Source organism: Nonlabens sp. YIK11, from assembly GCF_001413925.1.
Classification (GTDB): Bacteria; Bacteroidota; Bacteroidia; order Flavobacteriales; family Flavobacteriaceae; genus Nonlabens.
Map to the genome: position 1 here is coordinate 439263 of NZ_LBMJ01000001.1, position 26972 is coordinate 466234.

Genomic DNA, 26972 nt, shown 5'->3' on the forward strand with positions numbered 1-26972 from the left:
ATGAAATCTCGATAAAAGGTTTTAGCGGTCATTTAAATTGGTACATTCTTCCTGTTGTTAACTATTAGAGCCTTGGGCAACTAAATCCATGGTCGCTTGAAATATGGTTTTTCGCTCCATTTTAGCTTTGAGATAGGCATAAAAACTCATTACAAAAATATCTTCACGGTCAGCTGGTTTCCAGATGAAGGCTTGTTCTACTCTATCCTTGAAAGTTTTTTGTGTCGCCAGATAGGGCTCGTCAAAATAATTACGAAGCAGTTTCATAAAGGTAATCACTCGTTCCTCTTTTATACCAAGCAGTGAATTTTTATAACGCTTTTTGAAGCTGCGCATTTTAGACTCTACAAGATCTGGTTGACTCAGTTCCATATAGATCAAGATCTCCAATATATTTTTGTACAGAACAAACAACAGGCCTTCTTTTCTCTCATAAAATCGATCGGTATGCTTGAGCTCGTTGAGTTTCCTGCGTGCGGCGTTAAATTCTGTTTGTTGAAATAAAAGCATTGCGTGTACTACCACAATTCTTGTAGTGGGCTTCTTTAAACGGGTAATCAATTGCATTGCTTCTAGAGGCTTGTTGGTATAGTTAAAGTTCAAGGCCTTCAGCAATAAAACACGTTCTCTAAATTGTAACTCAAAAGCACCTCTTTGCTTTGACAACTGCACTTCCAGTTCTGTTAGGATTTTTTGGGATGCCATAAAGTCCCTATTTCTAAAATAGGTTCCTGACATAAGGTAGAGAATCTCACAATGATAATACAGATGTTTATCTGCAAGATGTTTCTTGACTTTAACCAGTTCAAAAACGTGATTCATGAAGAGTGATACACCAGCATAATCTGATTCAAGAGTTGCAGCATCTGTCACGATGTTCATGATCTGAAACAGCGTTTTAAACGACAAGCTTGCATCTATTTGTAATTCATATTCCTCTAGTTTTTCTTTTATCAGATCAAAGCTGTTTGATGGATTCTGGGTAAGTTCTCTCTTTAGAATTGCATACAGCTTCACCCATTTGATTTCAGTTTCATAAAGCGACTGGATACGGTTGTAAGCTGCAATTAATTCTTCCAGATCGCATTTAGGATCTAGATGCGCGTATTGTACATAGGTATGATAGCACTCTTGAAGGATGGCATAGGATTCCAGTTTAGAAGACGATCTAATCACTTTATGGAGCGTTTTAAAACCTATGGAGAACTGCTCCTTTTCCAAAAATATTCTGGCGGCTAGTAACAACTTGAGCAATTGTAATTCTTCCAATGATTCGTTGCTAAAGCCACGACTGGCCGTAAAGTCTATTAAGTTTTCCTTTAACCTGTTTTTAAGTGCATTCAGCGCGTTGTTATTCCTTTTCCCATAGATTTTTAGGTCCAGATCACGGCGCACGCCAGACCTTATGAGGTCAAACAACTTGATGTTTTTTACATCAGATCGCTGGTTTTTCGCTTTCGCGAAAGCGATAAAATCTTCAGCTTCATCACTTTGCATCGATCTAATCAACACTATCAAATCGTTCATTATAAATTCCTTTTTTATTGGCTTTTAGTGATTTATGTATTATATAACTACATTCCAATCGTACATAATCCACTAAAATAGGTCATTCCAAACGTTTATGAGGTTGCAACTTTGTCCCATCAAAACAAAAACATGGAAAATCAAATTAATTATTCAACAGAGAAAAAAGAAATTCTCAAAAAGCCAACCGTCTTTAACGGCAAACCTACGGCAGCATTTATCGCAGCCTCGTGGACGGCGCTACTTGTAGGAATGATTTCTTACTGCGTGGGATTGTGGAATGCAGAAATGATGCTTAACGAGAAAGGTTACTACTTTGTGATACTGCTATTTGGATTATTCTCGGTTATTTCAGTGCAAAAAGCAGTGAGAGACAAACAAGAAGGCATTGCAGTTACAGATATTTATTACGGCATTAGCTGGTTTGTGACGATCGCTTCCATCGTTTTACTAATCATAGGATTGTGGAATGCCGATTTGTGGCTGAGCGAAAAAGGTTTTTATGCCATGTCATTCCTTCTTAGCCTCTTTGCAGCGATTGCCGTTCAAAAAAACACCAGAGATATAAAGTTTCTTGATGAAAACGGTACCGACTAATGGAAAAGGAAATGAAAGAGATATATGAGAAAGACACTGCCGTTTTCTATGCGTCAATAGGCAATACGTTATTTTTTATTTGGGTGTATCTAACCTATATCTTTGAAATAGATTGGGTCATTGCAGGCGTGTTTCATGAACTTTTAATGATCCCTATGATCATTGCTGCTCCAGTACTTTTAATTACATCCATCTGGATGCTTTTACAAAAACCCTTTCAATGGACGGTGGTGGTCAGCTTAGTTCTAACTGCCTTTGTGACGGTGGCGATTACGTATCTTTTTTATAGAGATTTCTCATCCTGAAACCGGCTTGTGCCTAATGACAAGCCTGTTTTGATGTGTGAAAGCGACCTTTTCTTTGAAAGGGTCGTTTTCTAGTTTTTAAGATCTAGCCGCGATATTTCCTATTTGCTTTTTTCTCGCTGTGCTTCTTTTTATCGTTCAAGCGCTTGCGCTTTACAGAAGCTGGCACGACTCGTTTCCTGCGCACTTTTTTGGGCTTGCGAGCCTTGTTCAAGACGTCTATAAGCTTCTGGAAGACTCTTTCTTTATTGGTGGCTTGACTGCGAGTGTCTTGGGAGCTTAGTTGTAAGCGTCCATCTTTTGTAAGTCGATTTTTTAAGGCCTCCAGAATTCTCTCGTGTTCCGCTTTCGCGAAAGCGATACTTTGCTCCACATCAAAATCCAATTGCACTCGAGTGGCTACCTTATTGACATGCTGCCCGCCAGCGCCACTGGAAGTTGTTGCGGTGTAATTTACCTCACGATGCAGCTGGTCGATGTCCATCTATGCCTGGTGTGCGGGCTTGAGTAAGTCGTTGACGGTCTTGACAGGGTTGAACGTGATGAGCGGCACCTCTACAAAAATGGTATTCCAGTGCGCCATGGCACCATTCCATAATCCTGGAAGTTCTTGGGCTTTTAGTTCATGACCCATTCTGGATTTATGGGTAATAAATCCGGTTTCAAGGTCTCTAAATTGCGACAGGTCAAACTTATTGCCTTGAAAATCACGCACGCCACACACCAGATCGACCGGGTTAAAGTGCGTGCAATTGGCCGCGATTTTACGCTGACGGTAATCATCGCTATCCACTTGTGCACTCTCGACGATTTGCAGGCTGCTCTGACCAAACTCATTGGTTACCCAAAAAGGGCCACCACCAGGCTCACCTTCATTTTTTACCATACCGCAAACCCTCAACGGCCTGTTCAACGCCTCAATCAAAGCTTCACATTTGTATTGTTTGGTGTATTTATGGTAGTCTCGCGGCAAGCGGCGTAACAATTGATCGCTTATAAATTGTTCCATCTCATCAAAAGCACCATGATCAACGGAATTTTTTTGAAGGTCATTCAAGTAGGCAAAGGCTTTTTCTTGAAGCTTAAGCAATACTCCAGCAAGCATTTTCTTGTATACGCTCACATCCTCATCCATCGTGGAAACGGTCACGTTATCGATGTTCTTGATAAAAATAATATCTGCATCCTGATCGTTAAGATTCTCTAGTAGAGCACCATGACCAGCAGGTCTAAAGAACAACTTTCCATCTTTGTCAACGATAGGTTGATCCTGCATATCGACGGCTATGGTGTCCGTACTCGGCTTTTGATAAGAGAATGATATTTCATAATTCTTACCAGTTTTTGCTTCTACAGCCTCTTCAATTCTGTCAAATTCTTTGACAAAATGATTTTGATAAGCCGGTGCTATAGTAAAGTGTAAGCGAGCCTCATTTCTCGTTGCCGCATAACCAGAAGCCTCATGTAAATGCTCTTCGAAAGCAGTCACTTTGTGATCGCCATAACTGTGAAACGGCACCAAACCTTTAGGCATCGCACTAAAGTTAAAACCATCCTTGAACAACATTTTACGTACAAAACGCTCCTTTTTATCTCGGTCAGTGAGGCTTTGCCAGTTTTCTACATCCTTTTTCAATGAGTTGATGACCGCACCATAGAATGGGAACTTTTCAATCCCAACAAAAAAGGTGAATAGGTCTCTTGCGTTTTTACGGTTGATAAAGGAATTGATGGATTCTACACTGGCGTCGTATTCTTGAAGGAATTCATGCAAAAACTTAAACATTCTAGTAGCGGCACCACTAGCTGGAACAAATTTGAGAATATCAAGTTGCTCTCTTTTGGATTCATAAAAATCCACGTATTCCTTAATTTCTGACTCTGGAATACGTACGATCCCATCGCCTACGGTGGCGGCCTTCTTAAGTTTCACCGTCGGAAATCCATTGACAAATCTGCTTATTTGTTTTTGCAGGGTTTCTTGAGATATTCCTTTTTCCTTAAGTTGTTCCTTTTGTATGGCGGTGAGTTCTATCATAATAATTGATCTATAGCAGTGATGGCGAGCTTCAATCTACGGTCGCCCAACCCAGAAATTTTAGTATACGAATGACCAAAATCATTGAGGGCTTGCTCAAATCTATCAAACATTTCCTTACGGTCATCGGGTTTATCTCTTAAATCGTCCTTAACCCATGGTGTGTCAATGTCCAGCAGCAAGTAATGATCATAACTGGATTGTTGCAATGCTTCCAGCAATTCTTGAGACGCCTTGTCAAAATAAGCCATGGAATAGACATAGGTCTCCAGTATGTCTGTATCGCAAAAGAGTATTTTTTTCGCTTTCGCGGAAGCGATATTCTCTGCAGCTCGTTGTCCTATAGCAATTGGCAGAATGTCCTTAAATGTGCAGATATGACCGTCCTTATCAAAAAGCTCCTGAAGATAATCCCGAGCAAACTCTGCCACCTGTGGCTCACGATAGTACGCTGCAAGCTGATGAGCTAACGTCGTTTTGCCAGTACTTTCAGGACCGTAGAGCACGACTCTTAAACCGTCAAAATGGGTTTGTATAGGTATTTTATCCATCTTTTATATCCTATGTATGCAATGATTGAAAGGAAAATATATAGTACCGCCGTGAGGCTAAAGGAGCCATACAAATCATGCATCTTGTAAAAATACAGCGGCACTGAAATGATGTTCCCTACCATCAATACCAGCCAGTGTTCTAATTTGCGTCGTGCCATAAGCCACATCCCTGCAAAGAATATTCCTGTAGTTAACATATCGATGTAGGAAACCCAACTCTCGAGCCTTTCTGTAAAAAAATAAAGGAAAAATATGGCAATACCAGTACAAATCGCGATGGCTGTTGCGGTTATCCATTCTTGCCTTAGCGTTTTCGTGATGGGTGTTTCCTGATTGTTTTTTCCCTTTGACAACCAGTAATACCATCCATAAACACTCATAATAAAGTAATAGCCGTTGATGACCATATCACCCAATAAGTTCCACTGATAGAGCAAATAGATAAATAGCAGCGTACTAATAATTCCAAAAGGAAATACCAACACACTATTGCGCATGGAAAATAGAACGCTTATCACACTCATGATAATCGCAATGACTTCAATAATTACTTGTGTCGTTGAATACTCACTGTACTGGCCAAAAATGAAATCCCAAACCTCCATCTAGAAATGTGGCTTGTAATCTGCGCGGTTTGATTTGACCATTTTCATATAGATCAATACCGACTTTTGCTTTGAGATGCTGTTCTCAATGGCCTGAGTCAAAAACGGCATAAGCTTGCCATATTCCCCATAAATCTGGGTGGATAATGGGTTTTCAAGCACCTCAAATTCTGAGTCGCGCAAGGCCTTGATAAAGTCAATAATATGGGATTCAAAGTCGTCCTGTAAGGGCGACATGGTCAATTCAATGGAAACTTCCATAGGATTTTGTTTTCCCACAAAGCTAACCTTTCCAGTTGATATCTTCTTCCATGGCAGTTCCCACGACCACCATTTTGGCTCCAGCTTCAAACCTTTTTTTAATCTGATTTATGGAGCACAAGCCACCACCTACAATCACTGGAACATGAATGGTTTCCACCACTTTCTTGAGCACCTCTATACTAACAGGCGTCTTGGCACCACTTCCTGCCTCTAGGTAGATAAGATTATTTCCCATGAGTTGGCCAGCAAGAGCCGTATCTGTAATGAGGTCTACCTCGCTTTGTCGTATGGGCTGGGTTTTTGAAACACGTTCCACCGCGGTTTGTTGATCACCATCGAGCAAAAGATATGCAGTAGGAATAATTTCCAGCGCAGAATTCCTTAGCTTTTTGGCAGCTTCTATTTGTTGCCCAATCAAATATTCCGGATTGCGTCCAGAGATCAGGTTGAGAAAGAGCAATGCATCCGCACGTTCAGAAATTTGTTGCGCTGATCCTGGAAACAACACTAGTTTAAAATCGATTTGTTGTCTGAATGCGCCTAACCAGGCTTCAAGATCCACATGCTCCATGGTGCTGCCACCTATTAATAGAATGATTTGATCTAGACCTAAATCTTTTGTAAGTATAGAGCCTGTTGAAGTTATCGCTTTCGCGAAAGCGGAAAAATCATCCACTTTCAACTTCTCAGGATCCACTAGAATCCCCAATGTCCTCTCAAACTCACAGATACTTTTAAGGATTTCCATCAAGACAATGGGAGAATGTAAACGAGTGTGTATTCAAGAATTTCCTCAAAATAGGTGTCGTAGGAAAGCTGGATCTCGTTAAAATCAATTCTTGAAATCGTGTGGTGGCTGGCAAGCTCAAAAGGCTCGACCTTGCAATGGTCATAGAATCCCAGGCCTTTTTGTCCCAGGCATTTGTACATGGATTCTTTGGCGCCCCAAATGACCGTAAGTGCGCTGGTTTTATTTTCTTGGTTCTCTACAAAATCGCTCTCGTAATTCACGAACTTCTTTGCGATGCGCAAGATTTTATCACGTCTTTTCTCTACATCGATACCTGTGGTGGCGTCGCTTATGATGATGGCGGTCAACTCATAACTATGCGTGATGGAGATATAACACTCGCCGTCAAGATGGGGTTTCCCTAGTTCGTCATAGTACAAATCCTTGTCTGTATAACCAGCGTGCAACAATAAATGGCGTATGCTCAAAAAACCACGACGGTGCATTTCAGAACTCATCGTGACAAGTCTATTGATAGAGTTTTGGGATAAGTCGATACCAGATCTCAGCCATGCTTCAGACTCGGTGACCTGCCATACAAAAACCCTCGTATTAAATCGATTTGTTATGGTTTTTATAACAGGCATTATAGCTGGACGATTTTTTGTAATTTTGCGACCGCAATTTAACAATAATTAAAAGGTTACAAATTGTTGATTTTTAACCAACTCAACGACGAAGTTACCAAGATAAAATCATTTATGAGCACAGAAACGATTCCATACATTCCCTATAAAGTAAAAGACATTTCCCTTGCCGAATATGGCCGTCTTGAAATAGAGCTTGCCGAGGCAGAAATGCCAGGTCTTATGGCCTTGCGTGAGGAATATGGAGAGTCCCAACCACTTAAAGGAGCACGTATAGCGGGTTGTCTACACATGACGATCCAAACTGCCGTACTTATCGAGACTCTAGTAGCTCTAGGTGCAGATGTAACTTGGTCTTCTTGTAACATTTTCTCTACACAAGACCACGCTGCTGCTGCTATTGCTGCTGCAGGAATTCCAGTTTATGCCTGGAAAGGAATGAATGAAGAAGAATTCAACTGGTGTATCGAGCAAACGCTTTTCTTTGGTGAAGATCGCAAGCCGTTGAACATGATCCTTGATGATGGTGGTGATTTGACTAACATGGTTTTTGATCAATATCCTGAACTGGCTAAAGGAATCAACGGTCTCTCTGAAGAAACTACTACTGGAGTACACAGATTGTATGAGCGCATGAAAAATGGAACACTGGTTATGCCAGCCATTAACGTGAATGACTCTGTAACAAAATCAAAATTTGATAACAAATACGGTTGTCGCGAAAGTGCTGTGGACGCCGTAAGACGTGCAACAGATACCATGCTTGCCGGTAAACGAGTAGTCGTTTGTGGTTATGGAGATGTAGGAAAAGGTACTGCAGCATCATTTAAAGGCGCTGGATCTATCGTTACAGTAACTGAAATTGATCCTATCTGTGCCCTACAAGCCGTGATGGATGGTTTTGAAGTGAAAAAATTGGAAAGCGTTGTTGGCAATGCAGATGTGGTAATTACTACTACTGGTAACAAGGACATCATACGCGGCGAGCACTTCAAAGCGATGCGTGATAAAGTGATCGTATGTAACATCGGGCACTTTGATAACGAGATTGACGTGGCCTTCCTCAACAAGAATTATGGTGATACTAAAGTAGAGATCAAGCCACAAGTGGATAAGTACACCATTGATGGCAAAGACATCATCCTACTTGCCGAAGGCCGTCTAGTCAACCTAGGTTGCGCCACTGGACACCCTAGTTTTGTGATGAGTAACTCATTTACAAATCAAACACTGGCTCAAATCGAGTTATGGAACAACAGAGACGCTTATGAAAATGAAGTGTACATGTTGCCTAAACATCTTGATGAAAAAGTGGCGGCATTACACCTGTCAAGAATGGGTGCAGAATTAACTGAATTGAAGAAGGATCAAGCCGATTATATAGGTGTTGAAGTTACTGGTCCATTCAAGCCGGAATATTACAGATATTAAGATTTTTATCATATATTCCGCAATAAGTCAAGAATATTGCGATTTCGCTTTCGCGAAAGCTTAATAAATATAATTAATGGAACTAAAAGAACAAGCACTGGAATATGAGAACATGTCCATGAGTAACATGTCCACGAGCGATCGCGTACATGCTTCACGTAAGGGCAAGGAACTCATACTGGCATTGAATGAAATATTCAAGGAAACTAAAGACGATGAAATCATGGACTTGATGAAACGTCTAACTGCCAAAAAGCAAAAAATAGAAAAGCGTCTCAAGGGACGTCCATAAACCTAAAAAGCCTCAATTTAATATTGGGGCTTTTTTATGTCCCATCCATTCATAATTTCAGAACCACTTGCTCGTTATCTCTACCTAATTACAATCATGAAAACCTATTTATTTACATTTTTAACCGTCGCATTACTCATTGTCTCCTGTTCCAGCGATTTTCAAAGAAGAACCATTGAAACCGAAAATCTGAGTGGCTTCATAGAATCTGGGAACGCTCTGGGCGTTTACGGTGATGCTGGTTTAAAAATTACCCAAGACTCCATACAAATGACCAACTGGCCTATCTCAAAGCTTACAGAGTCATTAAAGAACGTGATGGACACAGCCATCGCCACACCAGGCAAAATGACTGATGTTTACACAATTCAGATTGCCAACAAAGGCCAACTGGAACAACGAGAGTTTGTAGATTCCTTGATCCACGTGTTTTCAAAAAATGGATTGATCAATTAGGCACTCATGACACCTAAAGGAATAAGACCATTTATAGGTTCTGATGATTTTGAGCAATCAAAGGATTTTTATCGCCTTATAGGCTTTACTGAAAACTGGAGCTCCACAAACATGAGTTACTTTGATTTAGGCGGTTTTGGCTTTTACTTGCAGGATGCAGATGTAGAAGACTGGATCAATAACACGATGCTCTTTCTAGAGATAGAGGACTTGGAAAATATCTTGGAACATTTAAAATCTCTTGATCTGCAAGACAGATTTAAAAAAGTAAGGCTGTCAGAGATCGTACACAACAATTGGGGCAGCGAGTTCTTTTTGCATGACCCATCAGGTATATTATGGCATATAGGTCGTTTTGCTAAATAGCTAAACTGAACCATAACAAAAATCCCATCTCAGTCAAACCGAGATGGGATTTTTTAATAAGATAAATAGTTGAGCTATTAAGCCTCAGCTACTGGTACAATAGACACATAAGATCTATTGTTTCTCTTTTTAGTGAATTTTACCTCACCATCAACTTGTGCATGTAGGGTAAAGTCCTTACCAGCATATACGTTTTCACCTGGGTGGTGCTCCATACCTCGCTGACGGATGATGATGTTACCAGCGGTTGCCGCTTGTCCACCAAAAATCTTAACACCTAGGCGTTTTGATTCTGATTCTCTTCCGTTTTTCGAACTACCTACTCCTTTTTTGTGAGCCATGATAATTTATTTTGATGTCTCGATATTAACGAGAACGGTTAGACTTTATTTTTCAACGCCGCCATCTAGACGATCTTGAAGTTCTTGTAATTCATCCCACTTCCCATCTGCGGCAAGTTGGGCTTGCTGTGGCCATGTATCAGGCACGTGGTTACCACGTACATCTGCAATGATCTCGGCGATTTTCTCTGGAGTTGAGTTGGCAATGTCTGCAAATGTTGCTAGACCAGCTTCCGCTAGTGTACTTGCAATCTTTGGACCTACTCCTTCGATTTTCTTAAGGTCATCTCCACCTTTGGCAGCTGTTTTCTTAGCTGGTGCCTTTTTGGCTGGAGCTTCCTTTTGCTCTACTTTTCCTTTAGGAGCTTCTTCTGCTTTTACAGGAGCTGCCTTTTCTGTTTTCGCTTTCGCGGAAGCGGACTCAGAAGAATCTTTCTTCTTACCACCTTTTACGGAAATGCTTGAAATCTGGATTTGAGACATATATTGTCTGTGACCGTTTTTCTTGCGGTATCCCTTTCTACGTTTTTTCTTAAAAACGATTACTTTGTCACCTTTAAGGTGTCCCAGAACTTTTGCTTCTGCAAATGCTCCTTCTATAGCTGGGGCGCCGAGTGTGATGTTGTCGCCGTCACCTACTAGAAGAACTTTATCGATGGAAACCGTGGCTCCTTCATCTTCTTGCAAGCGATGTACAAACAACTTCTGATCTTTCTCGATCTTGAATTGTTGCCCTGCTATCTCTACGATTGCGTACATAATGATTAATTAATGTGAATAATTTCGGGCTGCAAATATACTGCTATTGGTCAAATAACCAAAGTTATACACAATTATTAAACAGCTTGAATTTTAGTGCTTGTCATTCATGGGATGTTGATCCTTGCGAACCTTCCTGGTATTCCATGATTGTTTGTAGATAGGTATTACAACTAGCGCACTCACCACGGTCGTGGCAAGTCCTGAAAGGAATATGAAAAGAAGTATAGCTACCTCGATACCGCTACCTGCTATTGTAATTTTTTCTTGAAGAGCCTCGGCTAGTTCTGGCCTAACCTCAAAAAGGTAAACAGCCATAAATATGGTATAAATGGTCGTACCTACTAATCCTGCCTGCAGTGCGGCAGTAAAACCTTCCATATATTTAAAACGGTCCTTACTTAGCTTGTACACATCCCTTACAGCAAGAAATATACAACCACCAGTAATGATGGCATTTAAAAAGGACAGATAAACGACTTCTGCAAGGCCTAAAAGGTCAATAATTAAAAAGTAAGCGATTAATGTCGCTGCTATATAGAGGCCGTATTTAAGATTATTATTCATGTGGTTATAAAATGATTGGTCTTGAGGTAAAAATAAGGCTTAAAAGAAATCCTTTCCTAGTGTTTTGAACTTACTTTAACGGTATTTGTCGGTATAACTCCCTATAATTAGAATTCAAATTTAAGTGTAACATTTCTAGAGAGTGATATACTTATAGTCTATAAATGTAAAAATAATCAAATGAACAAAATCGTATTAGGTCTTGTAGTAGCTTTTATAAGCGCTACTGGACTTGCTCAAAAGGTAGAATTCACTGAATATGACCTGTCCAATGGTCTGCACGTTATTCTACATCAGGAAAATGCTGCTCCTGTGGTGACCGTAGGTGTCATGTATCAGGTAGGCGCCAAGGATGAAGAACCAGGACGTACTGGATTTGCTCACTTTTTTGAACACCTTCTTTTTGAAGGAACTGAAAATATTGAGCGCGGTGAATGGTTCAATATCGTAGCTGCCAATGGTGGTAGCAACAATGCCAACACAACACAAGATCGTACCTACTATTATGAGACGTTCCCGTCCAATAAGTTGGAATTAGGTCTATGGATGGAAAGCGAGCGTATGCTACACCCTAAGATTGAACAGATAGGCGTAGATACTCAAAACGAAGTCGTGAAAGAAGAAAAGCGCCAACGTATCGACAACGCACCTTATGGAGCGATAATCTATAGAACAGGTATCGACAAGCACTTATTTAAAAAACATCCATACGGTCAATCAGTAATTGGCTCCATGGACGATTTGAATGCAGCAAAACTAGAAGAGTTCCGTGCATTCAATGACAAATACTACAATCCCAACAACGCTACATTAGTAGTTGCTGGTGATATTGATATCAAGGACACGAAGAAAATGATCGAGGATTATTTTGGACCTATTGAAAACAAGGCGCCTCGCAATAATAGAACTGTCATCGTAGAAAACCCTATTACTGAAACGCGCTATGCAACAGAATACGATGCTAACATCCAGATTCCTGCTAAGATTTTCTCTTATGTAACACCTAAGTCCACAGATCGTGACGCTTATGTGTTGGATTATATTTCCCAAGTTTTGACTGGCGGTGCGAGTTCCAGAATGCAAAAGCGTATGGTAGAGGATGAGAAAATTGCCTTCCAGGTATTAGCTTTCAACTCTGCCAACCAGGATTATGGTACTTATACGATGGGCGCTCTTGCGAAAGGCGACACAGAATTAAGTACTCTTGCTAAAGTAATGGATGAAGAAATCAAAAAACTTCAAACCACGCTTATCACAGAACGTGAATACCAAAAATTGCAAAACCAATTTGAAGCTCAGTACATCAATTCAAACTCTAGAGTTCAAGGTATCGCAAGTTCCCTCGCAACCTATAACATGCTTCAAGGCGACACAGATCGTATCAATAAGGAATTGGAGATATACAAAAGCGTTACCAGAGAGGACATCAAAAGAGCTGCAAACCAATATTTGAAGCCTAACCAACGATTAGAACTGGATTACCTTGCAGGACAAGCTCCTACTGATACTGAAGATGCCAAGGATGAAGTAGAGCAAATGAAGGAAGAAATGATGGCCACCGGAACCGATAAAATGTCTGACAAGATTTTCTTTGATTATGATAAAGCAACATTGACAGCATCCTCAAAAAAGGAATTGGATAAAATGGCGCAAGTCATGAAACAAGATCCAACCTTAATGTTGAAAGCGGAAACTTATACTGATAGTAGAGGTAGCGCTTCTTATAACTTGGATCTTTCCCAAAGAAGATCTGCAGCGGTTATAGGTTATCTTGTTGCAAAAGGGATTTCTAAAGACCGTCTGGAAGGAATAGGACGTGGCGAGGAAAATCCAGTTGTTGATTGTAGCGCCATGGACTGTACATCAGAGCAGTATGAGCAATCGAGAAGAACTGAGTTCACTATCACCAAAAAATAATTGAAAACAATGAAAAAGCATATCAATATATTAATGGCCGTTCTCTTTATAGGGACAAGTGCCATAGCACAAATAGACCGTTCCAAAATTCCTACTTCTGGACCAACTCCAGAAATCAATCTAGGCGAACCTGACAGTTTTGAATTGGATAACGGCCTTCAAGTATTAGTAGTTACAGAACGTAAACTTCCTACCATTTCGATGAGTTTGGACCTGAACAATCCTCCTATTGTGGAAGGAGATAAAGCTGGTGTCCAGTCTTTGACAGGCTCCATTATGGGAAAAGGAACTACCAAAACGCCTAAAGAAAAATTCAATGAAGAAGTGGATTACTTAGGTGCACTCATAAGCGTTAGCACTGGTGGTGGGTATGTCTCAACTTTATCAAAGTATACTGACAAAGTAATGGGACTTTTTGCAGAGGCAGCTCTTAATCCAAATTTCACCCAAGAAGAGTTGGATACAGAAAAATCACAATTGATTGAGGGTATCAAATCTGGAGAAAACAGTGCAGCAGCCATCGCTGGCAAAGTGCGCAGTGCTTTAGTTTATGGTAAAGATCACGCTGCAGGAGAATTCTCTACAGAAGAGACCATCAACAATGTAACTCTAGCCGATGTCAAGAAGTTTTATAATGACTACTTCGTTCCTAACAATGCCTACCTCTTGATTAGCGGTGACATTGATAAAAAGGAAGCAAAAAAACTAGTTGAAAAGTACTTCAAAGACTGGAAGGCAAAAGAGGCTCCAAAGCCAAACTTGCCAGAAGTAACTGACGTTGCAACAACCGAGATTGACTTTGTGGACGTTCCTAATGCTGTTCAAACAGAGCTTGCCGTTTACAACACGTCTGAATTAAAGATGAGCGATGATGATTATCACGCAGCATTGGTAGCCAATTATATTTTTGGTGGTGGATTTGGGTCATATCTTAATATGAACCTACGTGAGAAGAATGGATATACTTATGGTGCAGGATCTGGATTAGGAGCTGGTAGAGATTACAAATCTACCTTTAGAGCAACAACCAAAGTACGTAATGAGGTAACTGACAGCGCCATTGTTGAGACTTTCAAAGAACTGGACCGCATCAAAACAACCTACGTATCTGATGAAGACTTGGCAAATGCCAAAGCTAAATTCCTAGGGAATTTCATCATGCAGTCAGAAGATAAATCTGTAGTTGCTAATCGTGCGATCACAATTCGCACTAATGATCTTGACGAGGATTTCTACAAAGACTTCATTGCAAACATCAATGCAGTGACTAAAGAAGACGTAAAGCGTGTAGCAAATAAATACTTCAAGACAGACAACATGAGAGTTGTATTGGTAGGTAAAGCTAGCGACGTGTTGGAGAACCTTGAAAAAATGAAAGTCAATGGTAAAGCATTGCCTATCAAATTCTATGATAAGGAAGCCAACCCTACAAGCCGTCCATCTACCATTTCAATTCCTGCGGGAACTACGGTAAATACAGTGTTTGCAGATTATATCAAAGCTATTGGTGGGCGCGATAATGTTGCGGCCGTTAAATCAACTGCATTGATAGGATCTAGCTCATCACCTATGGGCGAGATTGTTCTTAATGTGAAAAAGACCAATGACAATAAGTTTAGTCAAACCATCACCGTTGGTGGTAACGTTGTATCTAAACAAGTGTATGCTAACGGTAAAGGTCGAGTAGGCGGCATGCAAGGAAATGCAGAGCTGGAAGGCGAGCAACTTGCTGCCGTGGCAGATGAAGCAGTTCTATTCCCAGAATACACGTTTCCAGATAAAGGTGAACTTGTAGGAGCAGAAAAGATAGGCGACAAGAATGCTTACGTCATCAAGTGGTCTGACACCAAGAAAACGTTCTACGACATGGATTCAGGATTGTTATTGGGTCAGGAAAATACGATCAAGGCTCAAGGTCAAGAATTTAAAACCATGATCAAGTACGACAATTATAAAGAAGTAAAAGGTGTGAAATACCCTATGACGATCATTCAGCAAATGGCAGGTCGTGATATGCGGTTTGATATCAATACCGTACGTGTCAATGAAGGTGTCGTTGATGCTGACTTTGAATAAGTATTAGATGGATAGAGAGTTCGCTTTCGCGCCATGCCTGCCGGCAGGCAGGAAAGCGAAAACATCATAATTCTCCTCTACAAATCAAAGAACCAGTCTCTAATCAGAGGCTGGTTTTTTCTTTTCACGAGTTACCAGAATGACCGCAAAAATGATCACACCTGTGGCTAGTCCTTGCCAAAGCGAGAAATCCTCGCCATCCAGTGTTCCCCATATCAATCCCACAACGGGCATTAGATACGTGACACTACTCGCAAAAACCGGTGATGTCATTTGCACCAGTTTATTGAACATGATTTTGGCCGCGACGGTCCCAAAAACACAAAGCACCAAAATAAAACCAAGACGGCGCAGCACCTCTGTAGAAGTAAACTCAAGATTCCCACCGCCAGCCGATAAAAACACAATAATCGCTAGCGGTAGTATGAATACAAAATTGGCCGTTGCGATAGCCAGCGGTTTGATGTTTTGCAGGTAGCGCTTGATGATGTTCACATTGCTGGCATAACAGCAACAGGCGATAAGTACAAGGCCAGCAAATAAGTAGTTCTGTTCAGGATTGTTTTCCATACCTGCAAGAACAAGCCCTATGGCACCGCTCAAACCAATGATCACACCCAGTAACTGTCTTTTGGAAAAACTAATCCCGAACAGTACCGCTCCTAGAATCAAGGTGATCAAAGGTACGGTCGAGTTGAGAATCGCACTAACGGCGCTATCGATTTCAGTTTGTGCATATGCAAAAAGGAATGCAGGAAAAAAGGTTCCCAGTAAGCCAGATAAGGCGAGCCATTTCCAGTCCTTACGATTTGTTTTGGCAAAAGAATTCCACCCTATGGAAATCAATATCACTCCAGAAATCATAGTACGCAGCGCGCCCAATTGAAGCGGTTGCAATACGAGATTACCACTCTGGTCCTGGCCTAAGGCTTTTTTGATAAGAATAAATGAGGTACCCCAAATGATGCTTAAAATGACAAGGTAGATGTATTTGAGTCGGGAATTGGGTATGTTGAAAAGCATACCGCAAAGGTCTTACATAATCTGTTAGGAATACACTGGAAAATTATCGCCACTCAAGGCTTTCCATCATCTTGATCATGTCCTTTTTGATATAGTCCACAGCTGGTAGGATGGAATCATAGTTAGGTTCTCTATCAAAATAGAGCGCAGCCGTTAGAAAATGACGTGTACTGTCTGTAGCATAAAACTGCACGTTAGACGCCGCATTCCCTTCAACACCGTACAACATACCATAGACACTTTTTTGGGTGTTCATGAATGGAGTCTCACTTATAGCGTCTGCCATCTGGTTGTGGTTGTAGGATAATTTTTGCCCATCAATAAGCAGCTGTCTCAAGTTGGTATCCACGGCGCGATAGGTCAAGTAGATTTTTGCATCCAGCTCTGGATATGTGATGGATGAAGATTTGTCGTCATTCGCTTTCGCGAAAGCGAACTCATTAAACTCAAAAGTATAAGGTAATGACTTGTCGAGTGACTTATAAATCGGACTGGAATAATTAAGCGCGAGCTGTGCATCTGGTTTAGGTACAGGACCATCGCCACCACAACTTGCGAGTAGGGTCAAAAGGAAGATGGAAATGACAATTTTTATGGTGTCGTACACTTGATTTGTTTGATGCGTTTCTTGTCCATGGACTCTATGATAAACGTGTAGCCTTCAAAGATTATTTTATCCAGCTTTCTAGGAAAATGTCCGGTTTGCTCCAACAGGAATCCCGCAAGCGTTTCAGATTCGCCTTTTGCATCTTCAAACAGTTGGTAGGCGTCCTCTTCCAATTTTAGGATGCGATAGAAATCCTTGATGGATGTCTTGCCTTCAAAGATGTAGTTGCGATCGTCCAGCTTGCTGTAAACGAGATTTTCATCATCAAACTCATCGCTTATATCACCTACAATCTCTTCAATGATGTCTTCCAGCGAGATCAAACCACTGGTACCACCATATTCATCTACCACAATAGCAAGGTGCTTTTTCTGCTCTTGAAAATCCTGCAACAGGTCGTCCAGTTTTTTGTTTTCTGGGACAAAGTAAGCTTCTCGCAGCAGCTTGGTCCACTCAAAATTTTTGCGGTCTATATAAGGTAACAGGTCCTTGACGTATAAAATACCAGTAATGTTGTCGATACTTTCCTTGAATACCGGTATGCGTGAGTATCCATTGGTCACTACTTGAGGTACGATTTCCTTAAAGGTCAAACTTTCATCCAGAGCAAAAACATCAGTGCGGTTGCGCATGACGTTTTTAGTATCTGTCAAACCAAAACTAACGATGCCTTGAAGAAGCTGTTGCTCTTCATCGGTGGTGTCGTTCTCGTCAGTGAGCTCGAGAGCCTGAGATAGTTGCGATACGGTGATATTTGATTTTTTGCTGCCCAAACGGTCTTGAATAAGCAAGGTGATGTACCTCATGGGCAAACTCATAAAACTGAAGAGTTTATCTAACACATTTAGAGGCAGCGCCATAAAATTAGCAAACCCTATGGGATTTCTATTGGCATACACCTTAGGGAAAATCTCCCCAAAAAGCAATATCAAAAAGGTAACAACGCCAACTTCCAGCAAGAATCTAAGCCATTCGGTCTCCAGCCCACCAAACCAAACCTCAGCAAGAATACTAAAGATAAGTACCGATGTAATGTTGATGGCGTTGTTGGCAATAAGTATCGTCGCCAGCAACTTTTTAGGCCGATCCAAAAGTTTGGCGACAATAGCCTGCTTGGGAAAAGAAGGGTTGTCCTCTTCCAGCTCTGTACTGCTTAGCGAAAACAAGGCAACCTCTGCACCACTAATCAGTGCACTAAAAATTAAAAGTAGAATAAAAACTCCTAGATACATCAACTGTTCTGGTTGATATACGAGTAGCAATTGCATTAAGGGCAATGGGTCTGGATCCAAGATCAATAAGTTGTTTTAGTGAAATTTAAAACGGCAGGTCATCATCCTCATCGTCGTCCATGGACTGCGGTGCTGGCGCTTTGGATGGTGCTGGGGCATTGTTGCGAGCAGGCTGCGATGATGACGGCGCGGCATTGTTTGCAGGCGCTGCGTTTTCATTCTTGGGCGTGAGGAATGTAAATTCCTGCACCTGTATCTCAGTCGTGTAGCGTTGCTGGCCGTCCTCGCCAGTCCATTGTCTGGACTTGATGCGACCTTCTATGTACACTTTATCACCTTTGTGCAGGTACTTCTCGCAGACTTCGGCAGCTTTGTTGCGCACCACGCAGTTGTGCCACTCTGTATTAGAAACACGCTCGCCAGTGTTGCGGTTTACGTATTCTTCATTAGTCGCCAGTGGGAAACGGCCTATGCAATTGCCGCCCTCAAAATATTTCATTTTGACCTCATCACCGGTGTGGCCTATAAGCATCACTTTGTTTAACGTTCCTGCCATAATTAGTCTGTATTGATTTTAAAAAAGTCTACAAATATAGAAAAAGCACCTGTGATACACCTAGATAATATCGTGTTAAACAGTAGTTTCCGTTAGCTTTTTAAGGGCCAGAATTGGGTCATAAATCGTTCCATTAGAACGTGTAAGGGTTTGCTTCTAGCTTCTTCAATGGTGATGGCGTTCTCTAGTTCAGATTCTGTGTGGATGATCCAGAAATAGGCGTGGATCTTGCGATGGCTCAACTTGTGTATGATGGGATCGTGATTAAATACGCTTTCGCGAAAGCGAACTCCTTTATATACTTTCTCAAAATCAACCGCTGTGATAAGCTCTGACGGCAGCAAGGCACCTTTTGCTTCTACAAACGGAAACTCGTATAGTCCAGCCCAAATTCCATTTTGCGGCCGCTCCTGAAGAATGGTTTTCCCAGATGGCGTGACGGTCACCATATAATGATGGTGAAGGTTGAGGACTTTAGTCTTCTTGATCTTTACGGGAAGTTCTGTTATGCGTTGATCTTGAAAGGCAACACAATCGTTCTGGAACGGGCAAATGTTACAATCAGGATTTTTAGGAACGCACTGCATCGCACCGAATTCCATGATCGCCTGGTTATGACTCGCGGGATGTTTTGGGTCGATGAGTTCTTGAGCAAGATTTTTAAATTCCTTAATGCCATCTGTAGAATTGATGGGCGTTGAGATCCCAAAGATTCTTGAAAGAACTCGATAAACGTTTCCATCCACTACGGCAACGGCTTCGTCAAAGGCAAAACTGGCGATTGCCGCAGCGGTGTAGTCGCCTATTCCTTTCAATTTGAGCAATTCCTTATAGTTATTAGGGAATGTACCACCGTTATCGACCACTTGCATGGCTGCTGTATGAAGATTTCTTGCCCTGGAATAATAGCCTAGGCCTTGCCATAATTTTAGCACGTCTTCTTGTGGCGCAGCGGCCAGATCCTGCACGCTGGGAAAGGTCTCCACAAAGCGTAAATAGTACGGCAAGCCCTGGTTCACACGGGTTTGCTGCAATATAATCTCACTTAACCAGATGAAATACGGGTCACTGGTATGACGCCACGGCAGGTCTCTTTTATGCAGTTGATACCAAGAAATGAGCTTGTTAGAAAAATTCATAGGGTGCAAAAATGCCTCTTGTGATGATATATCTTCTTAAAATTTAATCAATTAGGGAAATTTAATTTGCAATAATGAACTATATTTGCGCCCTGTTTCAGAAACCCTAATAATAAAATTTAACAGTAAACATGACTAAAGCAGATATCGTATCAAAAATTTCAGATAAACTGGGAATGGAGAAGACCGAGGTGCAAGCAGCGGTTGAATCCTTTATGGATGAAGTGAAAGGATCCCTAGAGACTGGCGAGAACGTCTATTTACGTGGTTTTGGTAGCTTTATAGTGAAAACTAGAGCTGAAAAAACCGGCCGTAACATTTCCAAGAACACAACAATTAAAATACCCGCACACAACATACCGGCATTTAAACCTGCCAAAGTATTTGTTGAAGGTGTAAAATCAAACGTAAAAGTAAAGTAAAATATAAGAGATATGCCAAGCGGTAAAAAGAGAAAAAGACATAAGGTAGCGACCCACAAACGTAAAAAGCGTCGTCGCGCTAATCGTCACAAGAAGAAAAAGTAGTCTAGTACTACTTTTTCTTTTTTTGTTCTTTGACATAGGGCTGCGTCGTACAGCTCGTTCGGGAGATGCACCTATTTAAGGTGTGTCCAACTTAATGTATAATTTATCACGTCTATCTATCCATAGAGGTGATTAAACAATTGGAATCATGGATAAAGAAATTATTATCCGTTCCGGTGCTACAAAAATTGATTATGCCCTAACTAAACAGGGAAGGCTAATTGAATTACATGCAGATGAGGATGAAAACAAGTTTGCGGTAAGCGATATTTTTATCGCCAAAACCCGCAAGGTATTATCCGGTCTTAACGCATCATTTGTTGATGTAGGATATGAAAAAGATGGTTTTTTACACTATCATGATCTAGGCCCAGGATACCTAACCCAACTTAAATTCACCAAACAAGTCATAAGCGGTAGACTCAAAAACTACGCTCTTAAAGACATAAAGATCGAGAAAGAACTCGAGAAAAGCGGCTCTATTACAGATGTCGTCGCTCCCAACCAACCTGTCCTTGTACAGGTAGTAAAAGAACCCATATCCACAAAAGGACCTCGCCTAAGTGCAGAGCTTTCCCTTCCTGGACGTTATGTCGTTCTAGTACCTTTCTCTGACCGAATCTCCATATCCCAGAAAATTGAGGATAGAGAAGAAAAGAGTAGACTTAAAAGACTTGTAAAAAGTATTAAACCTGAAGGATTTGGTGTCATTGTGCGCACCGTTGCCAAAGGTAAATTAGTAGCAGAACTGGATCAGGATCTAACTAATCTAATGACTCGCTGGGAAAACATGTGTAGCAAACTGCATAAAGCAAGCTACCCTACCAAAGTAATGTCAGAAGTTAGTCGTACCAATTCCCTCATGAGAGATGTCTTTAATGACAGCTACACATCCATTGTTGTGGATGACGAGGAAGTATGCAATGAAATCAAGGATTACCTAAAGACCATTGCTCCACATAAAGAAAATATCGTAAAATATCACAACCCACGCGTTCCCATATTTGAGAAATATGGAATCGAGCGTCAGATCAAGACCTCATTTGGCCGTACAGTCTCCATGAGTAAAGGCGCGTATCTCGTTATCGAGCATACAGAAGCCATGCACGTCATAGACGTCAACTCAGGAAACCGTTCCAACAAAGCAGACAGTCAAGAAGACACTGCGCTAGAAACCAACATGATCGCCGCGACAGAGATCGCGCGACAGTTGCGATTGCGCGATATGGGCGGTATCATCGTTGTCGATTTTATCGACATGCGCCAGGCAGGAAACCGCAAAAAGCTCTATGAGCACATGCGTGATGAAATGGCTGACGAGCGTGCCAAACACAAGATTTTACCCGTTTCAAAATTTGGTTTGATACAAATCACACGCCAGCGCGTGCGTCAAGAAGTCAACATCAAAACCCGGGAAGAAAATCCAGATGGCAACGGCGATGGAGAGATACAAGCACCTATTCTCGTAATTCAAAAGATTACTGAAGAACTGGAACGCCACTTAAAAGCAGGAAAGAAAAAGATCACGCTACATGCGCATCCTTTCGTTGCCGCTTTTATAACTAAAGGATACCCATCCGTTAGGTCAAAGTGGTTTGCAAAACACCGCAAGTGGATCAAGGTCATGCCTAGAGATGCCTACACCTATCTAGAATTTCATTTCACAGATAAAGATGGTAAGGAATTGTCCTAACGACTATTAAAACTATAAAACGCCTACAGGCTTGACTTGTAGGCGTTTTTTTGTGGGTGGGTTTTTGTGCTGAAAATCGATACTGACTATTTAGGAAGAGTCGATAGTATTCGCCATCGTCGTTTTTATATCAAGTGGCGACTTCCATTCCATAAAACCTGCTCGCAACAATAGCATATTATTCATCATTAAAAGGAACATTGCTCTTACCATACTGATAAAACCATTCACCGTCAATTTTATGCAAGGTAGTAGCAGAAAACCAATCATTTCCCAAAATTCTGAAATAGATCGCATATGTTCCATTGAATAATATACCGTACGGTTCTCGTTGTAGAGAATACTTTTTGACCACCTTATTTATTTGATCTTCAGACACCTCACAGTCGCTAGAAGCCTTCACAACTTCCTCATAGCAACTACAGCCCACTGGATTCCAAATGGTTTTATCTTTAAGGACGTTCAAATGCTCTGACGACAAATCGTAGAATGGATTTTTCCCGTCTGGATAACCTAAAGCCATTTTTTGATCCTTGAGCATATCGTTCAAAAAATCTTCAAAAAAATCTGTCTTCTTAAATTCATTTGATCGTTTACATATATCCTTACTAAGTAAAAGAAGATCGCACTCTGATTGTACAAAAAATCTTTTCTGAGCTATAGAAAATGCATCGGTAATAAAGTTTGCTTGCCCAAAGCAACTGATAGATAGTAGAAATAAAAGATTATTAATATAAATTCTCATAATTTCATAATTAGTTAAAGTTACGTTCTCCTAAAGCATGAGTATCTATAACCGCACCTAAACTTGTTGGATTTTCAGCACTAGTTAAGATTCTAACACTGTCAATATTTTTGTAGAATGGTAAAGTTTGGACATTAGCATCAGTTAATTGTTTGACAACAAACTTTATTCCATGACCACCATCGTTTTCGAATAAAGCTAAAGTTTGTCCAGCAATATTCAATTGTTTGAGTAAAGCATTATGAAAATCACTAACGTCAAGATTAAAATTATTTGTAGGTTTAATTTTATCTATAATGTTCTTTAACAATCTGGAACGCTAGGGTCGTAGATGGACTTATTATCAAAATTAATCTCAGTATCCTCATCATCCATTTTTGCCCTGATGGCTTCCCTTGCAAAACCATTTGCAGGTTCACTATGCTCTTCTCCTAACAGGAAATCGTCTATTTATCTAGACAACTTGTTTAAAATAGATAAAATATTAAGTCTAACCAAAGCTTATAAATTAACCTACGCACTGAGACGCCTATACCTATCTAGAATTTCATTTCACAGATAAAGATGGTAAGGAATTGTCCTAACGACTATTAAAACTATAAAACGCCTACAGGCTAGACTTGTAGGCGTTTTTTTGTGGGTAGTTTTTACACTTTCGCGAAAGCGAAATAATTTAAAATACTTTTGACATATTGAGCCAGGCTAGATTAGACGATCATATTCAATTGCATTTTGTTGATTACCATCCATTAATACTAATATATTTGCAATGATATCTTCAAACAAATGCCCTATTAAAGCAATAGCACATTTTTATTCCGTTCCCATAGCAGGATCAGTTACCATATTAATTCTAATATATTGGACGTTTTCTTTCTTGAATAGGGTCAAATGCTTTACATGTCCATCTAAAAGCGGGTAATTCAAAACTGCAAAATCATCTAGAAATAATATGCCATCTATTTTAGCCCTATTAAATGTCTGCATTGACACAATATTCCGAGGATCTTTAAAGATTAAATGACTCAGATTTATTCGTTTTTGATCAAAAGAACTGGAAACAAAGTTTGTTTCTTCGCGAGCCCAATTGTTCAAATTTAAGGCTTTCTTTGAGATTGCAAAGCGTCTGTTAGATCCTGCTTCTTGTAGAAGTTTTACTAAAAGCACCTTATTGGTATTTTGAAAGGAGTTGTTTAAATTGTGGTTTGTGTTTATGTATACATTTTCATTGTATGGAGAAGTTTCTTTATGGCGATATATAGAATTCAAAAACTCATAGACTTTGTTTTCGTAAGATAATTGTATTGGTTCGTTCTTTACTTCTTGTTTATATTTCTGTTGACCGCAATTTGCAATAGTCAAAACGAATAAAAATGATAGGATATACTCCATATCAACAATTTTTTTCGCCCAAGAGTGGAAACTCTGCGTTAGGTGCAAATATTCCTGATTCGACTCCTTTTCTGCTGGTAACGTCTGTTTGAAAATCAAATTCCAGTCTTTCAAAAACTTCACTTTCCTTCATATCGTCAGACTAAGCTAGTCGCTCATGTTTAATTGTATCTTATTGATTATCATTCTATTATATAAAATAGGAGCCGTCATCTAACAGTCAGTTGAGAAGTGAGCTATTCTTCTGCGCTACGCGGATAAGATACGCTACCTTGACTCACATAACATTTACCGTCCCATTTAGAAAGAAATGCGGTCGTTACTATCCCGTAAACGTTCCCAACGGAAATTGCAAGATCATTATGGAAAAGTACATAATCAATACTACTAATTATTTCATGATTATTTATATCAACCGTTTTTGGATCTTTTAGTTTAAGATAGGGTAAATCGATTTTGGTGGAATCAAACTTTTCAGGCATATCAATTTCATCTTGTCTCCAGCTATCTTTGTACTCAATTAATTGCTTGTCCGAAATATTATTTCCCAACTTAAACTCTTTTGAAATTAACCTTCGGAAAAGGTCCGTTTCAAGGAAATCATTTGAGCTTCTCAAATTATGGTTAGGGCTAATGTAAGACGTTCTAATTTGATGTTCTGGAACTTTTTGTTCGTATACGCAGTTGATGAGTTTATATACCTGAAGATTATAATTTAAGCTATCTACAACCTTAACAGAATCCAAATCTGTGGGGTTACCAAGGTCACTTTTTTCTTTTGTATTGCAGCAAGTAATACAAATGATAATAGTGTATATTAAAGTTTTCATATTATCAATTTTTTTCTCCTAAAGGTGATAATATAGGGTGGCCTAGACCTGATTCAACTTGACCTCTCGCATCTGTAATTTCTTCATTGTCATCCCAAGAGCTGAAAATTTCACTTTGTTTCATATCACCAGACCAAGATAACCTTTCATATTCAATTGGATCTTGTTGATTATTATCAACAGCAGCAAGCGATGCAGCCATGACATCCACAAACTGTTGCGCCATAAGTTCATGCTGTGCTCAACCGCGTGTAACTCCTGCCTGAATAACTAAGTTATCAATAACTGATCCTATGAAACCATTTGCATTATTGTTTATAGAGTAGCTTATATATGCATGCATTAACTCAAGTATTAATGTTCGAGCAATAGCTAGATCAGTAGCTCGATTAACGTAATCCTGATTAAGAGTTATGGTTGACATTCTACCACCTGATGCCGTAGGTCCAGTTTCCGTAATCGCATTTCTAAATGCTCCATTTGGTGCATCGTCAACGTGTCCTACCTTAAACTTAAGTCCATAATTTTGATCATTGTTAAACATCGCGATGATACCGCCTGGAAAATTAGCTAGCCCATTTGGGTTAAGAGGCAAGTTCAATTGGTTTTTAATGACATCGTCTAAATCGCTTACATTAAAACCAGGATTCCCGTTGGTAGGCTTTAAATCGTTTATAATGTTCTTTACACAATCTGGAATGCTTGAAGTTTCTATCGATTTATTCTCAAAATCAACCTCAGTATCCTCATCCTCCTTTCTTGTCTTAATGGCTTCTATTGCAAAATCTCGGGCATCTAGACTATAATTTTCCCCATGCAAATAAGTTAGGATGTCGCCTAGTTGTTCTCGTTGATCTGAATGAGTAATATATGATCTATCACCTGCGTCTAGCAAAAATAGAAACAACTCAGGCAGTGTGAATGGTTTTTTGACCTTTGTAGGTAGGTTATTTGAGGTAGATCCATCATCATTACCATTACTTCCACCGGGACTCTCACCACCGTTATCAGGTCCTGTTCCGTAATCTGGTTCTTCTGGATTGGTGTAGCTACCGTCTGGAGTACCGCCTCCATTAGTTCCTGATGAGCAGTTACCTTCCTCACCTATTTCAATACCTACTACTTCCGCACCACGACTAGTACATAATCTATGGGATGTTTCTGGTGAATGAGGAAGTCCAGCATCACATTCCCATAAAATCGTAAAAGTTAAAAAGCAGTCTTCTGCACCACTTTTTGAACCTATGGTAAAAGTACCATCAAAAGATTCACGTTGTATCCTGCCTGCAAATGGAGTTATCACCTCATCTGATTCCAACCATTCCTGAGTAGGCATATAGGTGATAAGATCAGCCCTGATATTTTCACCATCAATCTGTCTCACCACTAGGTTCTTGAACGTCTGACCTTCAAACCATTGCTGGATGGCAAAAGTATACGTGGCCACACCATCTACACTCATCATCTCGATGTGATCAACGTCCAGTACATAATGGTCCTGCACGGCAGACTTATGGGATAAACCAGCAGGAGCAAGAGAGCTATTACTTAGTCTAAAAGCTTCAAACAAAGCGCTCTCGCCATTAATTTTACTCTCACTGATAAATTCTTCCCATTTAATCACCCTAGAAACCACACGTTTATAGTTTATGGTATATTCAGGATTAGTTTTATTTGATTCCAACTGTAATAATTCCTCCTCTTCACAACTAAGAAGAAATATGCAGATTGCCATTATAAAAACCTGGCCAATCTG

General features: G+C 40.3%; 32 protein-coding genes. 10 read left to right on the top strand and 22 right to left on the bottom strand.

Annotated features, from left to right (window positions below; genetic code table 11):
* Positions 1–57: 57 nt before the first annotated feature.
* Positions 58–1527: a hypothetical protein gene (locus AAU57_RS01925; protein WP_156339973.1), complete on the bottom strand. Its 1470-nt coding sequence runs from the start codon at positions 1525–1527 to the stop codon at positions 58–60.
* A gap of 132 nt (positions 1528–1659) precedes the next feature.
* On the opposite strand from AAU57_RS01925, the gene yiaA reads away from it, so the two are divergent.
* Together yiaA and AAU57_RS01935 are read left to right on the top strand one after the other, a co-directional pair.
* A complete protein-coding gene (gene yiaA / locus AAU57_RS01930) occupies positions 1660–2124 on the top strand; it encodes an inner membrane protein YiaA (protein WP_055411317.1) in 465 nt (154 codons plus the stop codon).
* 11 nt (positions 2125–2135) lie between these two features.
* Positions 2136–2429, top strand: a complete 294-nt coding sequence (locus AAU57_RS01935) for a hypothetical protein (protein WP_156339974.1) — start codon at positions 2136–2138, stop codon at positions 2427–2429.
* 85 nt (positions 2430–2514) lie between these two features.
* Here AAU57_RS01935 and arfB read toward each other — a convergent pair whose 3' ends face one another.
* The 7 genes from arfB to AAU57_RS01970 are packed head-to-tail and all read right to left on the bottom strand — an operon-like array spanning position 2515 to position 7267.
* Positions 2515–2913 (bottom strand): alternative ribosome rescue aminoacyl-tRNA hydrolase ArfB, encoded by a 399-nt coding sequence (gene arfB, locus AAU57_RS01940; RefSeq protein WP_055411319.1) that lies wholly within the window; start codon positions 2911–2913, stop codon positions 2515–2517.
* Positions 2914–4467, bottom strand: coding sequence for a DUF4301 family protein (locus tag AAU57_RS01945; RefSeq protein WP_055411320.1), 1554 nt, complete (start codon positions 4465–4467; stop codon positions 2914–2916). It lies immediately after the preceding gene.
* Positions 4464–5018: an AAA family ATPase gene (locus tag AAU57_RS01950; protein ID WP_055411321.1), complete on the bottom strand. Its 555-nt coding sequence runs from the start codon at positions 5016–5018 to the stop codon at positions 4464–4466. Before AAU57_RS01950 ends, AAU57_RS01945 begins: the two co-directional genes overlap by 4 nt.
* Positions 4979–5626 carry a nicotinamide riboside transporter PnuC gene (gene pnuC, locus AAU57_RS01955; RefSeq protein WP_055411322.1) on the bottom strand — a complete coding sequence of 216 codons (648 nt, stop codon included), beginning with the start codon at positions 5624–5626 and terminating at the stop codon, positions 4979–4981. The genes AAU57_RS01950 and pnuC overlap by 40 nt, the downstream gene beginning before the upstream one ends.
* Positions 5627–5887 carry a thiamine-binding protein gene (locus AAU57_RS01960; protein ID WP_055411323.1) on the bottom strand — a complete coding sequence of 87 codons (261 nt, stop codon included), beginning with the start codon at positions 5885–5887 and terminating at the stop codon, positions 5627–5629.
* Between the two features lie 22 nt (positions 5888–5909).
* Positions 5910–6638 (bottom strand): geranylgeranylglyceryl/heptaprenylglyceryl phosphate synthase, encoded by a 729-nt coding sequence (locus AAU57_RS01965; protein WP_055411324.1) that lies wholly within the window; start codon positions 6636–6638, stop codon positions 5910–5912.
* Complete coding sequence (locus tag AAU57_RS01970) at positions 6638–7267, bottom strand: 4'-phosphopantetheinyl transferase family protein (protein ID WP_055411325.1); 630 nt, start codon at positions 7265–7267, stop codon at positions 6638–6640. The genes AAU57_RS01965 and AAU57_RS01970 overlap by 1 nt, the downstream gene beginning before the upstream one ends.
* Before the next feature lie 114 nt (positions 7268–7381).
* Between AAU57_RS01970 and ahcY the strand changes: the two genes are divergently transcribed.
* The 4 genes from ahcY (at position 7382) to AAU57_RS01990 (ending at position 9812) form a co-directional block, all read left to right on the top strand.
* Positions 7382–8698, top strand: a complete 1317-nt coding sequence (gene ahcY / locus AAU57_RS01975) for an adenosylhomocysteinase (protein ID WP_055413637.1) — start codon at positions 7382–7384, stop codon at positions 8696–8698.
* 76 nt (positions 8699–8774) lie between these two features.
* Positions 8775–8990 carry a hypothetical protein gene (locus AAU57_RS01980; RefSeq protein ID WP_055411326.1) on the top strand — a complete coding sequence of 72 codons (216 nt, stop codon included), beginning with the start codon at positions 8775–8777 and terminating at the stop codon, positions 8988–8990.
* A 96-nt stretch (positions 8991–9086) separates the two neighbouring features.
* On the top strand, positions 9087–9446 hold the full coding sequence (locus AAU57_RS01985) for a hypothetical protein (RefSeq protein WP_055411327.1): 360 nt from the start codon (positions 9087–9089) through the stop codon (positions 9444–9446).
* Between the two features lie 6 nt (positions 9447–9452).
* On the top strand, positions 9453–9812 hold the full coding sequence (locus AAU57_RS01990) for a glyoxalase (RefSeq protein ID WP_055411328.1): 360 nt from the start codon (positions 9453–9455) through the stop codon (positions 9810–9812).
* 77 nt (positions 9813–9889) lie between these two features.
* Here AAU57_RS01990 and rpmA read toward each other — a convergent pair whose 3' ends face one another.
* From rpmA to AAU57_RS02005, 3 genes are all read right to left on the bottom strand, one after another.
* Entirely contained in the window at positions 9890–10153 is a 264-nt protein-coding gene (gene rpmA / locus AAU57_RS01995) for a 50S ribosomal protein L27 (protein ID WP_055411329.1), read from the bottom strand.
* Between the two features lie 45 nt (positions 10154–10198).
* Positions 10199–10912 carry a 50S ribosomal protein L21 gene (gene rplU, locus AAU57_RS02000; protein ID WP_055411330.1) on the bottom strand — a complete coding sequence of 238 codons (714 nt, stop codon included), beginning with the start codon at positions 10910–10912 and terminating at the stop codon, positions 10199–10201.
* Between the two features lie 93 nt (positions 10913–11005).
* Positions 11006–11479, bottom strand: a complete 474-nt coding sequence (locus AAU57_RS02005; RefSeq protein WP_055411331.1) for a DUF4199 domain-containing protein — start codon at positions 11477–11479, stop codon at positions 11006–11008.
* A gap of 180 nt (positions 11480–11659) precedes the next feature.
* On the opposite strand from AAU57_RS02005, the gene AAU57_RS02010 reads away from it, so the two are divergent.
* Positions 11660–13396: an insulinase family protein gene (locus AAU57_RS02010; RefSeq protein WP_055411332.1), complete on the top strand. Its 1737-nt coding sequence runs from the start codon at positions 11660–11662 to the stop codon at positions 13394–13396.
* Positions 13397–13405: 9 nt separating this feature from the next.
* Positions 13406–15472: an insulinase family protein gene (locus tag AAU57_RS02015; RefSeq protein WP_055411333.1), complete on the top strand. Its 2067-nt coding sequence runs from the start codon at positions 13406–13408 to the stop codon at positions 15470–15472.
* 99 nt (positions 15473–15571) lie between these two features.
* On the opposite strand, the gene AAU57_RS02020 is transcribed toward AAU57_RS02015, so the two are convergent.
* The 5 genes from AAU57_RS02020 to mutY all read right to left on the bottom strand — a co-directional run bounded on the left by AAU57_RS02020 (position 15572) and on the right by mutY (position 20029).
* Positions 15572–16495 (bottom strand): DMT family transporter, encoded by a 924-nt coding sequence (locus AAU57_RS02020; protein ID WP_055411334.1) that lies wholly within the window; start codon positions 16493–16495, stop codon positions 15572–15574.
* Between the two features lie 43 nt (positions 16496–16538).
* Positions 16539–17102: a gliding motility lipoprotein GldD gene (gene gldD / locus AAU57_RS02025; RefSeq protein WP_055411335.1), complete on the bottom strand. Its 564-nt coding sequence runs from the start codon at positions 17100–17102 to the stop codon at positions 16539–16541.
* On the bottom strand, positions 17087–18394 hold the full coding sequence (locus AAU57_RS02030; RefSeq protein WP_055413638.1) for a gliding motility-associated protein GldE: 1308 nt from the start codon (positions 18392–18394) through the stop codon (positions 17087–17089). The genes gldD and AAU57_RS02030 overlap by 16 nt, the downstream gene beginning before the upstream one ends.
* 25 nt (positions 18395–18419) lie before the next feature.
* Complete coding sequence (locus tag AAU57_RS02035; protein WP_055411336.1) at positions 18420–18890, bottom strand: single-stranded DNA-binding protein; 471 nt, start codon at positions 18888–18890, stop codon at positions 18420–18422.
* 92 nt (positions 18891–18982) lie between these two features.
* Complete coding sequence (mutY, locus tag AAU57_RS02040; protein WP_055411337.1) at positions 18983–20029, bottom strand: A/G-specific adenine glycosylase; 1047 nt, start codon at positions 20027–20029, stop codon at positions 18983–18985.
* 131 nt (positions 20030–20160) lie between these two features.
* On the opposite strand from mutY, the gene AAU57_RS02045 reads away from it, so the two are divergent.
* Together AAU57_RS02045 and AAU57_RS02050 are read left to right on the top strand one after the other, a co-directional pair.
* Complete coding sequence (locus AAU57_RS02045; RefSeq protein ID WP_041495415.1) at positions 20161–20451, top strand: HU family DNA-binding protein; 291 nt, start codon at positions 20161–20163, stop codon at positions 20449–20451.
* Between the two features lie 253 nt (positions 20452–20704).
* Entirely contained in the window at positions 20705–22249 is a 1545-nt protein-coding gene (locus AAU57_RS02050; protein ID WP_055411338.1) for a ribonuclease E/G, read from the top strand.
* A gap of 178 nt (positions 22250–22427) precedes the next feature.
* Here AAU57_RS02050 and AAU57_RS14955 read toward each other — a convergent pair whose 3' ends face one another.
* The 6 genes from AAU57_RS14955 to AAU57_RS02080 form a co-directional block, all read right to left on the bottom strand.
* Entirely contained in the window at positions 22428–22790 is a 363-nt protein-coding gene (locus tag AAU57_RS14955) for a hypothetical protein (RefSeq protein ID WP_156339975.1), read from the bottom strand.
* A gap of 214 nt (positions 22791–23004) precedes the next feature.
* Positions 23005–23304 (bottom strand): hypothetical protein, encoded by a 300-nt coding sequence (locus AAU57_RS02060; RefSeq protein WP_055411340.1) that lies wholly within the window; start codon positions 23302–23304, stop codon positions 23005–23007.
* A 503-nt stretch (positions 23305–23807) separates the two neighbouring features.
* The gene (locus AAU57_RS02065; protein ID WP_156339976.1) at positions 23808–24500 is read right to left on the bottom strand and encodes a hypothetical protein; all 693 of its coding nucleotides are present in this window, start codon (positions 24498–24500) and stop codon (positions 23808–23810) included.
* Positions 24501–24622: 122 nt separating this feature from the next.
* Positions 24623–25216 (bottom strand): hypothetical protein, encoded by a 594-nt coding sequence (locus AAU57_RS02070; RefSeq protein ID WP_055411342.1) that lies wholly within the window; start codon positions 25214–25216, stop codon positions 24623–24625.
* 4 nt (positions 25217–25220) lie between these two features.
* The gene (locus tag AAU57_RS02075; RefSeq protein WP_055411343.1) at positions 25221–25442 is read right to left on the bottom strand and encodes a hypothetical protein; all 222 of its coding nucleotides are present in this window, start codon (positions 25440–25442) and stop codon (positions 25221–25223) included.
* A gap of 15 nt (positions 25443–25457) precedes the next feature.
* Positions 25458–26951, bottom strand: coding sequence for a hypothetical protein (locus tag AAU57_RS02080; RefSeq protein WP_055411344.1), 1494 nt, complete (start codon positions 26949–26951; stop codon positions 25458–25460).
* Positions 26952–26972: the final 21 nt, after the last annotated feature.

Excerpts from the sequence above, each read along its gene's own strand:
- AAU57_RS01925 (WP_156339973.1), bottom strand. The coding sequence starts at position 1,527 with ATGAACGATTTGATAGTGTTGATTAGATCGATGCAAAGTGATGAAGCT.
- yiaA (WP_055411317.1), top strand. The coding sequence starts at position 1,660 with ATGGAAAATCAAATTAATTATTCAACAGAGAAAAAAGAAATTCTCAAA.
- AAU57_RS01935 (WP_156339974.1), top strand. The coding sequence starts at position 2,136 with ATGAAAGAGATATATGAGAAAGACACTGCCGTTTTCTATGCGTCAATA.
- arfB (WP_055411319.1), bottom strand. The coding sequence starts at position 2,913 with ATGGACATCGACCAGCTGCATCGTGAGGTAAATTACACCGCAACAACT.
- AAU57_RS01945 (WP_055411320.1), bottom strand. The coding sequence starts at position 4,467 with ATGATAGAACTCACCGCCATACAAAAGGAACAACTTAAGGAAAAAGGA.
- AAU57_RS01950 (WP_055411321.1), bottom strand. The coding sequence starts at position 5,018 with ATGGATAAAATACCTATACAAACCCATTTTGACGGTTTAAGAGTCGTG.
- pnuC (WP_055411322.1), bottom strand. The coding sequence starts at position 5,626 with ATGGAGGTTTGGGATTTCATTTTTGGCCAGTACAGTGAGTATTCAACG.
- AAU57_RS01960 (WP_055411323.1), bottom strand. The coding sequence starts at position 5,887 with ATGGAAGTTTCCATTGAATTGACCATGTCGCCCTTACAGGACGACTTT.
- AAU57_RS01965 (WP_055411324.1), bottom strand. The coding sequence starts at position 6,638 with ATGGAAATCCTTAAAAGTATCTGTGAGTTTGAGAGGACATTGGGGATT.
- AAU57_RS01970 (WP_055411325.1), bottom strand. The coding sequence starts at position 7,267 with ATGCCTGTTATAAAAACCATAACAAATCGATTTAATACGAGGGTTTTT.
- ahcY (WP_055413637.1), top strand. The coding sequence starts at position 7,382 with ATGAGCACAGAAACGATTCCATACATTCCCTATAAAGTAAAAGACATT.
- AAU57_RS01980 (WP_055411326.1), top strand. The coding sequence starts at position 8,775 with ATGGAACTAAAAGAACAAGCACTGGAATATGAGAACATGTCCATGAGT.
- AAU57_RS01985 (WP_055411327.1), top strand. The coding sequence starts at position 9,087 with ATGAAAACCTATTTATTTACATTTTTAACCGTCGCATTACTCATTGTC.
- AAU57_RS01990 (WP_055411328.1), top strand. The coding sequence starts at position 9,453 with ATGACACCTAAAGGAATAAGACCATTTATAGGTTCTGATGATTTTGAG.
- rpmA (WP_055411329.1), bottom strand. The coding sequence starts at position 10,153 with ATGGCTCACAAAAAAGGAGTAGGTAGTTCGAAAAACGGAAGAGAATCA.
- rplU (WP_055411330.1), bottom strand. The coding sequence starts at position 10,912 with ATGTACGCAATCGTAGAGATAGCAGGGCAACAATTCAAGATCGAGAAA.
- AAU57_RS02005 (WP_055411331.1), bottom strand. The coding sequence starts at position 11,479 with ATGAATAATAATCTTAAATACGGCCTCTATATAGCAGCGACATTAATC.
- AAU57_RS02010 (WP_055411332.1), top strand. The coding sequence starts at position 11,660 with ATGAACAAAATCGTATTAGGTCTTGTAGTAGCTTTTATAAGCGCTACT.
- AAU57_RS02015 (WP_055411333.1), top strand. The coding sequence starts at position 13,406 with ATGAAAAAGCATATCAATATATTAATGGCCGTTCTCTTTATAGGGACA.
- AAU57_RS02020 (WP_055411334.1), bottom strand. The coding sequence starts at position 16,495 with ATGCTTTTCAACATACCCAATTCCCGACTCAAATACATCTACCTTGTC.
- AAU57_RS02035 (WP_055411336.1), bottom strand. The coding sequence starts at position 18,890 with ATGGCAGGAACGTTAAACAAAGTGATGCTTATAGGCCACACCGGTGAT.
- mutY (WP_055411337.1), bottom strand. The coding sequence starts at position 20,029 with ATGAATTTTTCTAACAAGCTCATTTCTTGGTATCAACTGCATAAAAGA.
- AAU57_RS02045 (WP_041495415.1), top strand. The coding sequence starts at position 20,161 with ATGACTAAAGCAGATATCGTATCAAAAATTTCAGATAAACTGGGAATG.
- AAU57_RS02050 (WP_055411338.1), top strand. The coding sequence starts at position 20,705 with ATGGATAAAGAAATTATTATCCGTTCCGGTGCTACAAAAATTGATTAT.
- AAU57_RS14955 (WP_156339975.1), bottom strand. The coding sequence starts at position 22,790 with ATGCTCAAGGATCAAAAAATGGCTTTAGGTTATCCAGACGGGAAAAAT.
- AAU57_RS02070 (WP_055411342.1), bottom strand. The coding sequence starts at position 25,216 with ATGAAAACTTTAATATACACTATTATCATTTGTATTACTTGCTGCAAT.
- AAU57_RS02075 (WP_055411343.1), bottom strand. The coding sequence starts at position 25,442 with ATGGCGCAACAGTTTGTGGATGTCATGGCTGCATCGCTTGCTGCTGTT.
- AAU57_RS02080 (WP_055411344.1), bottom strand. The coding sequence starts at position 26,951 with ATGGCAATCTGCATATTTCTTCTTAGTTGTGAAGAGGAGGAATTATTA.